The organism is Streptomyces sp. KLMMK (genome assembly GCF_036961605.1).
GTDB classification, from domain to species: Bacteria; Actinomycetota; Actinomycetes; order Streptomycetales; family Streptomycetaceae; genus Streptomyces; species Streptomyces telluris.
In genome coordinates this window covers 1-7299 of record NZ_JBAMDC010000333.1, presented here as the reverse complement: position 1 = coordinate 7299, position 7299 = coordinate 1, and the positions used below count along the sequence as shown (strand labels likewise).

Below are 7299 nucleotides of genomic sequence, written 5' to 3'. Positions count from 1 at the left end.
CTTCGAGCGCTTCGCGCACTCCCGGACGCCCTGCTGAACCGGGCCCTTCCGGTTGTACATTTGCGCTGGGACGCGACAGCGGAGGGGACCGCCTCATGTCGACCCTTGATATCGCGACCGCGCCGCTCGACCTGCCCGCAGTCCGCAGTCAGGTCGACGTCGTCCTGTCCGCGTTCCTGGCACGCAAGGCACGCGCCGCCGCCGCGGACGGCCACCCGGCCGTCGTCACCGAATTCCTCGGCGACTTCCTCTTCTCGGGAGGCAAACGGCTGCGCCCCCTGCTGTGCGTCATCGGCTGGCACGCCGCCGGCGGCCACGGCACCCCCGCCCCGACGCTGCGGGTGGCGGCCTCGCTGGAGCTGTTCCACGCCTTCGCCCTCGTCCACGACGACCTCATGGACGACTCCGCCACCCGCCGCGGGCGGCCCACCGTGCACCGCGCCTTCGCCGACCGCCACCGGGCCGGCCGCAGCGCGGCCGCCGCCGACCGGCTCGGCAGCAACGCCGCCCTCCTGATCGGCGATGTCGCCCTCGTCTGGTCCGACGAACTGCTGCACACCGCCGGACTGCGCGCCGGCCGCCTCGCCGACGTCCTGCGGGTCGTCGACGCGATGCGCACCGAAGTGATGTACGGCCAGTGCCTCGACCTGCTGGCCACCGGCCGCCCCACCGCGAGCACCGCGCACGCGCTGGCCATCGTCCGCTGCAAGACCGCCAAGTACACCGTCGAACGCCCCCTCCACATCGGCGCCGCCATGGCCGGCGCGGGACCGGCCTTCCGCGCGCGGCTGAGCGAGTACGCCCTGCCGCTCGGCGACGCCTTCCAGCTCCGCGACGACCTCCTCGGCGTCTACGGCGACCCGGCCGTCACCGGCAAGCCCCGGCTGGACGACCTGCGCGACGGCAAGCACACCACGCTGGTCGCCCTGGCCCTGGAGCGCGCCGACCGCGCCCAGCGGCGGGCCCTGCATGCCCTGCTCGGCAACCCGGACCTGGACGAGACGGGAGCCGACCGGATCCGTGCCGTCTTCGCCGAGACCGGCGCCCACGCCACCGTCGTACGGCTCATCCAGTCCCGCTGCGAGCAGGCCGAGGAAGCCCTCGACCACGAGTCCTTCCCGCCCGCCGCGCTCGGCGCCCTGCGCCAGCTGGCCCGGGGCGCCGCCGCCCGGACCGCATGACGGTCCGAACGCCGTTCGTACGGGCGAAGTTACGTTCCGTCAAGGTTTTTATGCGACGGACTGGACGCACGGGGCCTCCGGGACGGCATCAGAAGTGAGAGCACGTGATGCTCTCCCGGGCCCTCGGGGGGCACCGGGTCCGGACCGCTTCGGAAAAGAGACCAGGGAAATCGTGATGTTCGACGGCACGGCGCCGACCGGCCGCCGCAGGGGGGCGACCCTCGCACGGCGCACAGAACAGCACCACGTGCGGGGTCCGGCGTGAGCGCCCGGCACGCCGTGCTGGGCACGGCCGCCAAGGATCAGCACTCGGTGGTGTACGAGTCCTTCGTCCTGCGCAAACGGGGCACCTATGTGAACTGGTCCTACGTCAAGCTGTACTCGATGGAGGACGCCCGTGAGGCGGCGAACGAGGCCTTCTTCAAGCTGTACCTGCACTGGGACGACGCGCTGGCCAGCGCCAGCACCGACGCCTTCGCCTTCAAGATCCTCCGTGATGTCGTGGCCGACATACTACGAAAACGCGACCGCCGCCCCTGCGTTCCGGCCGGCCTCGCCTTCGAGCCCACGGTCAAGCCCATCGCCGGCATCCCCAGCGAGGAGGTCGACCAGATCACCGCGCGCATGGAGGTGCACCGGGCCGTGGCCCGGCTCTCCGAGCGGCAGAACCGCTGTATCACCCTGCACTACTTCCTCGGCTACACCCCCGAGGAGATCGCCGACATCACGGGCCTTGCCGCCTCCACCGTCCGCTCCCACCTGGCGGCGGGCCGCAGCGCCCTGGCCGCGCTCCTCGACGCGCCCGCCGACGAACCGCCCGCACACGAGAAAGGCCACCACGGATGATCGACGACATCCTGCGCGGGACACAGATCCGGACCCCCGCTTACAGCAGCGAGCAGCGCGCCGAGGACGACCGCCTGCTGCGGGCCCGGATCGAGCAGGTGGAGCGGCGCCGCGCCCTCGCCGCCCGCGGTCCGGCCCACGACTGGCTGGTTCCCACCTCCCCGGAACTGGCCGACCTGCTCCTGCACTCCGTCGACGGCGAGGCCCTCGCCTCGCTGTGGAAGCTCAAGCGGCGCCTGCGCCGCGATCTGAAGGAGCTGTGCAGCCAGGTCGCCCAGGCGCCCGGTGCGGCCGAGCGGCTGGTGGAGTTCGCGGAGGCCGAGCGCCCGACGGACCCCGTGGGCGCCCGCGGCCTGGGCTGCCTGCTCTACCTCAACGGCTGTGAGGCGGGGGCGCGGTTCTGGTGGCGGTACGCCGCCGGCGCCGACGACGCGACCAGTGCCTACTGCCTCTTCCTGGAGGGGCTGCTGCGGGACCGGCCCGGTGAGGCCGTCCACTGCTACCGCGAGCTGAACGCCGGCGGATTCCTGTGCGACGAGGACTGGGAGAGGCCCGCCGCCGGGGCTCCCGCGAACGCCTCGTGGCCGACGGCCGTCAGCGAGCATATCCGCGAGGTCAACACCGGCTCGGGGCACGGGCAGGTGCCCATCCCCGAGGGCTACCTGGACGACGCCTCCCCGGCGGAACGTGACGAACTCCTCTGCCACCGCTGCTGAACGCCGCCGCCCGTGCCCTGCGGACCGTTGCGGGCCGCAGGGCACCGCCGTGCCACCACCCGGACCGAAGGAGCACCATGCCCCGACCACCCCGCATCCCCCGCATGCGCCGGCCCCGGCGAAGCCTGTTCCCGGAGCGGCGGAAGCGCACCGGCGCACGCCGGTTCGCGCGCACCCACCGCATCCAGATCGCCGGCGCCCTCCTGAGCGGCACCCTGCCCGCCGCTGCCGAGTTCCTCGGCCCGTGGCTGTGGCGCTGACGTGCAGGGGTGACCGGCTCCGCCCGGTGCGGGGCCGGTCGGCAGCGGCCCGGGGCCGGCCTGCCACCGTGTCAGGCCGCGGGGGCCGAGGCGACCTTCTTGCCCTGGTCGTTCACGGCGAACCACAGGCCCTGCTTGCCCTGCCCCGCGGTGTCACCGGGTTTCCTGTCGCCCGTGAACCAGTAGACCGGCCAGCAGTCGACCGCCAGCTGCTCGGTCCCGTCCGGCCGGGTGACGGTGGTGATCAGCTTCTCGGGCACGCCCCGCACCGCGCTCTTCTCCACGGGCTTCGCCGGCTTCCACGTCTCCAGGCACGCGCCGGTGCACGCGAACTTCATGGGCCAGGCGCTGTCCTTGGCGAACCGGTACAGGGTCCGGCCCTGCCCGTCCACGAGGATCTTGCCGAGGGCGGGGTTGTCGGAGACGGACACGCCCGCGGCGGCGGGCTTCTCCCCCTCCTTCCCCTTCCCCTTGTCCTTGTCCTCCGGCTTCTCCTCCTTCTCCTCGGGCTTCTCCTCCTGCTTCGCGCCCGCCTTCCTGCCGTCCGGGGCGAACGCGCTCCACGTGCCGCCCACTCCCTGGCCCTTGGTGTCGCCGGGCGCGGTGTCCTTGGCATAGCGGTAGACGGGCCAGCCGGCGAGCGTGAGCTGCTTGGTCCCGTCGGCGCGCAGGACCTCCCCGACCTTCGCCCCGATCCCGGAGGCGGCGGTCGCGTCGCCGGCGGGCACGGGGGGCCAGGCCTTCGCGCAGTCGCCGTCGCACGTGGACGCGGGCGGCTGCGCCGTGTCCTTGTCGAAGCGGTAGAGGGTCATGCCCGCGCTGTCGGCGACGACGGAGCCGATCCCCGGAGCCTCGCGCACCGTCATTTCCTTGGCCGGGGCGTTCTTCGCCTGCGTTTGCGCATTGTCGCCGGAGCCGTAGCCGCCGGCCCCGTACCCCCCGCCGATCTTGGAGGAGCTCCCGGCGGGGGCTTTGCCGTAGTCGTCCTTCGTGGACGAGTCACCGCCGCCGCAGGCCGCCGTGAGCATCATGACCGTGATCGCCGCTCCTGCGAGAGAGGCGTGACGCAGCTTGTTCATGAACCGTCCTTTGCTCGTGTTCCGGCGGTGAACCGCCGTTGCAGGGGGGATACGGAGCCGGTCCTTCGTCCGCTCAACGGGACCGGAAATTTGTCACCCGGTGACAGAAACCGGCGCTCAGCCGGCGGCGGCGATGCGCAGGGCGAGGGCGGGGCAGCGCCGCACCGCCCGCAGGGCCCGGCCGCGCATCCGCGCCGGGAGGGGCATCACGGCCCGTTCGGGGTAGCCGTCCGCGCCGAGCCGCAGCAGGCCGGGCAGCAGGTCCGCGCACAACCCGTGCCCCCGGCACAGCGTCCAGTCCACCAGCAGCTGCTCGGCGGGCGGCCGGGCGGAGCCGTCCGCCCGGGCCGGTGACACGGAGGTGTGCACGGCCGGTCCCTCGGGCAGCGGCAGGGCGCCGAGCGTCGGGCGGGCGCATCCGTGCCCGAGGGCGTGGGCGGCGAACTCGTCGGTGAACACCGTCAGCGCGGAGGCCACGAACCGGGCGGTGCCGTCGGGGTGGGCGCAGGCGCCGCGCCGCTCCACCGCGGCCATCCGTGCGCGGGCCGCGTCCAGGGCGCGCTGCCCGCCGCCGTCCGCCGCGTCGGCCAGGGCGTCCGTGAGGGAGGGCAGGCCGAGGGCGCAGGGCCCGCACTGACCGGCCGACTGGGCCGCCAGCCACCGGGCCGTGCGGACCACTTCGCCCACGGGGCAGGTCGTCTCCGGCAGCGGCAGTACGGCTCCGGCGCCGAGGACGCCCCCGGCCGCGGCGAGCGAGTCGCGCGAGACGGTGGCGGACCGGGCGGCCTGCGCCGGAAGCCAGCCGCCGTGGTAGCCGCCGACCAGGACGCCCTGGCCCGGCCCCGTCCGGCACAGGTCGAGGATGTACGTCAGGGGCACGCCGGTCGGGGTCTCGACGACGTGGGTGCCGGCGACGGTCAGCATGACGGTGCCGGGCTCGGTGGGCAGCCCGCATGCGCCGTAGCCCGCGGCCCCGAGCCGCGCCGCGACGGCGAGCTGGGCGAACGTCTCGGTGTTGGAGAGCAGGGTGGGGGAGCCGCCGAGCCCGCTCTCGCTGGTGCGGATCCGGCGGCCGGACGGCAGCGCGGGGCCGCCGTCGATGCCGCGGACGAGCGCGGAGCTCTCGCCGGTGACGAAGCGTTCGGGCAGCAGGGTCACGTCCGCCCGCGGCTCGGAGGCGTCGCGTTCGGCGATGGCGCGGTTCACCGACCGCTCGACGTCGGGGCGGGTCACGCCGACGGCCACGCGCTGGGCGCCGAGCGCCTTCGCCGCGAGTACGGCGCCGTCGAGGACGAGGTGCGGGGCGTAGAGCAGCAGGGCGGTGTCCTTCAGGCAGCCCGGTTCGCCCTCGCTGCCGTTGACGACGACGGCGGCGGAAGAGCCCTTGCGGTGCAGGGACGCGGCGACCGCGCGCAGCTTGCGGGCGAACAGGAAGCCCGCGCCGCCCCGGCCGCGCAGGCCGATCTCCTCGGCGAGCGCCGCGAGTTCACCGGTGTCCAGGCCGGGGGCGGGGCCGTGGACGGACAGGTGGGCGTCCCGGTCCATCCACGCCGTCTCGTCCAGGCCCGCCAGGAGCCTCGGCGGCCCGACGGTGGCCAGTGCGGGCACGGTCCGGTTCACGATGTGCCTCCTGTGCCTCCGCGGCCCGCGCGTTCCTCGCGCAGCCGCGAGCGCATGCGCAGGGCCAGGGCGCCCGCCACCCCCGCCAGGCACAGCGCGTACGCCGCGGTGGCCCAGCCGGCCGCGGGACGGCCCGCGTGCAGCCCGTGCACCAGGGCCGCGCCCCAGGCCGGATAGGCCGCCATGTGCAGGGCCCGCCACCGGCGCGAGCTGCCGACGCCGCTGAACGCGCTGCGGAACGCCCCGGTGACCGCGACGGCGACGAACAGGTAACCCGCCATCGTGCCCAGGCCGATGAGCAGTGGTTGCGTGTTGTCGGTGAACGGAACGGCCGCGGCCGCGGTACTGGTACGGTCCTCGGCAACCTTCACCCAGATGTGCAGGGCGAGAAAGCCGAGCCCGGCCACGGCCAGCCCGCGGTGCACGCCCTGGGCGAGGAGTCGGTGGGCCGAGCCCAGCAGCCGCCGGTCGGTTGCGGCCAGCCCCCACAGCACGGTGGAGGTGAGCGAGACGAGCGCGAGGACCCCCGCGCCGAAGTCGAGGAACTCCTGCGTCCGTTCGGCCACCCCGGCCCGGGCGGCGACGGCGAGGAGGAGCAGGATCGCCGCCGGAAGGGCGGGGCGGGCCGAGGGCCGCAGCTGCGGCCGGGCCCGCGCCCTCGTGGCCCGGGGTCGAGGAAGGGTTTGCATTCGCGACATGTGCATACGGGTCTCCGCCGGGCGGTCTCCGGTGCTTCCGGCGACCGCCCGTGTTCCTGAGAAATCCGGAAATCCCTCGCTTCGGCGATATCCGCCGGGAGGGCCCTTGTTGAATTCACACGGTGTGACCGGCCGGCCACGGGAAGCCCGGCGGCCGAATGTGCAGAAGCATCGCCCATCTCCGCAGGATCTTCATAAGGTTTATCGCGCTGTGACAAATTCCCGTACGGCTGTCCCCCCGACGGCCGCCGACTGCTGATGATGCCCACTCAGGCGAGAGCGGCCCGGCCCGCATTTTCCGGTTTCCCGGCCCTCGCGCCCGGAACGGAAGTCCGGAGGTAGACGATGTGCGAAATCCTGAACCGCATCTGGTCGCGGCCGCGCGGTGAGTGGTCCCGGGCGGTGAGAAGGGAACTCCCCGCGGTCGCCGCCCGGCTGGCCGAGGAACTCCAGCGCAGCACGCCGGCGTTCTCGGCGGTCGCACAGCGCATCGGCCCGGAAGCGACGCGGACCGCCGTCGAGCAGGCGCTGCTGCAGACGCTGGGGCTGGGGCCCGAGGCCGCCGCGGGGCGCATACCGCAGCCGAGGCGAAAACCCGCCCGCGTCGTCACCGCCATGCCCGGCACCCGGGCGCGCCAGGCCCTCTTCGCCGCGCTCGCCGACGACCGGTGCATCCCCTCCGACGTGCTGGCCGAGCTCGCGGGCCAGGCAGGCTGGCCGCTGCCCCGCCGGGTGCGGGCGGTCGTCCTCGCCGCCCCCGGCGACGTGCCCTCGCCCGCGCCCCACCTCGTACCGCAGCCGTCCCCGCAGCTGACCTCCCAGCTGGCCGCGGCGCTCGGCCAGGGACTGCCGGGCACGGTCGAGGCCGACCTGTGCCTGCTGATCCCCGACCCGGGGGC

At 74.3% G+C, this 7299-nt stretch carries 7 protein-coding genes and 1 pseudogene; 5 read left to right on the top strand and 3 right to left on the bottom strand.

What is annotated here, in order from left to right; translation table 11 throughout:
* Positions 1-95: 95 nt before the first annotated feature.
* The 4 genes from V7793_RS30035 to V7793_RS30020 all read left to right on the top strand — a co-directional run bounded on the left by V7793_RS30035 (position 96) and on the right by V7793_RS30020 (position 3003).
* On the top strand, positions 96-1181 hold the full coding sequence (locus tag V7793_RS30035; RefSeq protein WP_336012359.1) for a polyprenyl synthetase family protein: 1086 nt from the start codon (positions 96-98) through the stop codon (positions 1179-1181).
* A gap of 261 nt (positions 1182-1442) precedes the next feature.
* Positions 1443-2027 carry an RNA polymerase sigma factor gene (locus tag V7793_RS30030; RefSeq protein WP_336012357.1) on the top strand — a complete coding sequence of 195 codons (585 nt, stop codon included), beginning with the start codon at positions 1443-1445 and terminating at the stop codon, positions 2025-2027.
* Complete coding sequence (locus V7793_RS30025; protein WP_336012354.1) at positions 2024-2743, top strand: hypothetical protein; 720 nt, start codon at positions 2024-2026, stop codon at positions 2741-2743. Before V7793_RS30030 ends, V7793_RS30025 begins: the two co-directional genes overlap by 4 nt.
* Before the next feature lie 77 nt (positions 2744-2820).
* Positions 2821-3003 carry a hypothetical protein gene (locus V7793_RS30020; protein WP_336012352.1) on the top strand — a complete coding sequence of 61 codons (183 nt, stop codon included), beginning with the start codon at positions 2821-2823 and terminating at the stop codon, positions 3001-3003.
* A gap of 71 nt (positions 3004-3074) precedes the next feature.
* On the opposite strand, the gene V7793_RS30015 is transcribed toward V7793_RS30020, so the two are convergent.
* The 3 genes from V7793_RS30015 to V7793_RS30005 all read right to left on the bottom strand — a co-directional run bounded on the left by V7793_RS30015 (position 3075) and on the right by V7793_RS30005 (position 6400).
* On the bottom strand, positions 3075-4082 hold the full coding sequence (locus tag V7793_RS30015; protein WP_336012349.1) for an SCO0930 family lipoprotein: 1008 nt from the start codon (positions 4080-4082) through the stop codon (positions 3075-3077).
* A gap of 117 nt (positions 4083-4199) precedes the next feature.
* A complete protein-coding gene (locus V7793_RS30010; RefSeq protein ID WP_336012346.1) occupies positions 4200-5702 on the bottom strand; it encodes an NADH-ubiquinone oxidoreductase-F iron-sulfur binding region domain-containing protein in 1503 nt (500 codons plus the stop codon).
* Positions 5699-6400, bottom strand: a complete 702-nt coding sequence (locus tag V7793_RS30005) for a hypothetical protein (protein WP_336012344.1) — start codon at positions 6398-6400, stop codon at positions 5699-5701. The genes V7793_RS30010 and V7793_RS30005 overlap by 4 nt, the downstream gene beginning before the upstream one ends.
* Before the next feature lie 345 nt (positions 6401-6745).
* On the opposite strand from V7793_RS30005, the pseudogene V7793_RS30000 reads away from it, so the two are divergent.
* Positions 6746-7299: pseudogene (locus V7793_RS30000) on the top strand (PucR family transcriptional regulator); the annotation flags it as partial.

What these genes read in the sequence shown, in the direction of transcription:
- V7793_RS30015 (WP_336012349.1), bottom strand. Translation starts at nt 4,082, where the DNA reads ATGAACAAGCTGCGTCACGCCTCTCTCGCAGGAGCGGCGATCACGGTC.
- V7793_RS30020 (WP_336012352.1), top strand. Translation starts at nt 2,821, where the DNA reads ATGCCCCGACCACCCCGCATCCCCCGCATGCGCCGGCCCCGGCGAAGC.
- V7793_RS30005 (WP_336012344.1), bottom strand. Translation starts at nt 6,400, where the DNA reads ATGTCGCGAATGCAAACCCTTCCTCGACCCCGGGCCACGAGGGCGCGG.
- V7793_RS30025 (WP_336012354.1), top strand. Translation starts at nt 2,024, where the DNA reads ATGATCGACGACATCCTGCGCGGGACACAGATCCGGACCCCCGCTTAC.
- V7793_RS30035 (WP_336012359.1), top strand. Translation starts at nt 96, where the DNA reads ATGTCGACCCTTGATATCGCGACCGCGCCGCTCGACCTGCCCGCAGTC.